The organism is Endozoicomonas sp. ISHI1 (assembly GCF_024606225.1).
Lineage (GTDB): Bacteria > Pseudomonadota > Gammaproteobacteria > Pseudomonadales > Endozoicomonadaceae > Endozoicomonas_A.
Genome location: NZ_JAGRPU010000114.1, coordinates 1 through 2,222, shown reverse-complemented (window position 1 = coordinate 2,222; position 2,222 = coordinate 1). Strand labels below are relative to the sequence as shown.

General features: G+C 52.3%; 1 protein-coding gene. It reads left to right on the top strand.

All coding sequences use genetic code 11. The features are described 5' to 3' along the window. Positions 1 to 2,222: hypothetical protein (locus KBW69_RS23265; protein ID WP_257282514.1), on the top strand; the 2,222-nt coding region annotated here is incomplete at both ends.

Below are 2,222 nucleotides of genomic sequence, written 5' to 3'. Positions count from 1 at the left end.
AAAATGGCAAAGGCTTCAGGACAGGCAGCAGTCATTTCCCTTGGACCTTCTGACAGCGAACAGACCCTGATGAAACGCTGGCAGTGGCAACACCACGCCGATGGCGACCGCTCTATGGCACAGCAAAACCGGGCATTGATGGAATGGGCCAATACCAAATCCGACAAAGACGGAGAATACATTACCCTGGTGCTGGATGAGGCTAACCTGGCCCGGGCCGGATTGCTGGCATCATTGAACGGCTTGTGGGAACCGCAACCCTGCATCTATGTGAACGGTCATCCTGTCAAGGTCAGCGCGAAACATCGGGTGATTCTCACCGGTAACCCGGATCATTACGCCGGGCGCCAGCTGGACCCGGCCCTGAGAGAAAAATTGCCCAGAGCTTATTACCCACGCCTGGACCAGGCTTTTCTTCGGGACAGGGTGGTGGAACCCGCTCTGATCAATCAGCTGCAACGGCATCTGCCGGAACATCAAATAAACGACATTGCACACAGTGCCACCAAGAGTGTGATGGCAATGTGGCAATATTATCAGGAGCTGTTGCCCGAGCATGAGTTTACCCCCAGGGATTTAACGGATATCTGCAGTTGGGTAGGTTGGTATCTGGATCGTGCCCTACCCGTAAACGACAGTGTTACCTGTAAGCATATGAACAGTTTGATCCAACAAAGTTTTCGGGATGTACTGAGTCCCGAAATCACCGAGACGCATCAGGATGCCCTGTCAGCACTGGACATCTGGTTTGCTGCCCGTTACGAACCGGACAACACCCTGAGCGACAAAGTTCATACACAGAACCTGAAGGATATACAGCAGCCCTTCATGCAATTCACCGAACAAACCCGACCTGAGTTTGATACCTCCGGCTCGGCAGTCATTGAGCTGGTGCAACGGCTTGGGCAGGATTTAAGCCGCTGTCAGCAGGCTTATCATCTCAACAGGAAACACGACGGTCGTCAGGCGACACTGATTGAAGGACCGGCGGGACGGGGCAAGGATGCCACGCTCAACCTGGTAATTGAAAGCGTCAAACAGCAGGCTGAGCAACGGGGAGAATCCATGCCGGAAGTTTTTCTCCTGAATGCCTGTGATTGTTCCTGGGAGAAAGTGTGTGAAACGATCCAGAAGGCAAAAGTGCAAGGTGGCATCGTGGTGATTTCGGAAATGAATCTGATCGACAGCCAGCATCTGGAAGGTGAGCTGAACGATATTCTGGCCGGTGACGCCCATCCGGGTTTCCATCTGTTTGCCACCATCAACCCGCCTGAGTATAGCGGGAGAAAACCCCTGTCACCGGCGCTGAAAGGGCGTTTCCGACATCTGCCCATCCGGCAGTATAACCCGGAAGAATTGCAGGCCATTGCTGAGAAAGTGTTGCCACAGACCCCCGAGGGGAAAACCGTGGCCGAAAAGCTGACAAAACAACATTGTCAGCTAAGGGCTTGCCTGAAACGGAAAAACCTGCCGTTACAGCCAACCAGTCGCGATTTACAGAATGTCGCCAAAGCGGTTCTCAGAGGAGGCGATTTTACCGAAAAAGCACTTCATCAATGCCTCAATCAGCACTACCGGCTTTACCTGATGGCCGCCCACCTGTCACTGGAGGAACTGCCCGAGTCATCGGCTCTTGCCATTAGTAAAGAAACACTTGATTCCGGACTGTGCGAATGGTTCACCCAAACGGTATCGGGCATTGATCGGCCCTGGTTGATACGACGCAGTAATCGCAACAGTATTGATGAAAAACGCCATGAAATTCGCATTAACACTCGTCTGGACGGAGAGAAAGCCAAAACGGAAATCATTAAGAGGGTCGCTCAGGCCAGATGGCAGGCATCCGGTCTTTCGCCGGAGCCGGATGAGTCGCAGGATATTCTCAACCGGTCACTGTACCGATACTGGCAGCAATGCTGGTTTAATGATGAGTTTGGCCCGACAGGCGTGGACGCCAATAGCGTATTTCCCCTGACGGAAGAAGAAAAACAAACGCTGAAAAAACCCGCTTCCCAGCCTTATCTTTGGAAGGCTAATCAGCGGATAGAAGCGTGGAATGCCCATGACGTTCAATTTTGGCCTGCGTTCTGGCATCAGATAAGTGATCTGACGAGCCAACAGCTTGAAGATGATATTAACGAAGCGTCTGCGGTTGGCAATGATATTAACGAAGCGTCTGCGGTTGGCAATGATATTAACGAAGCGTCTGCGATTGGCAATGA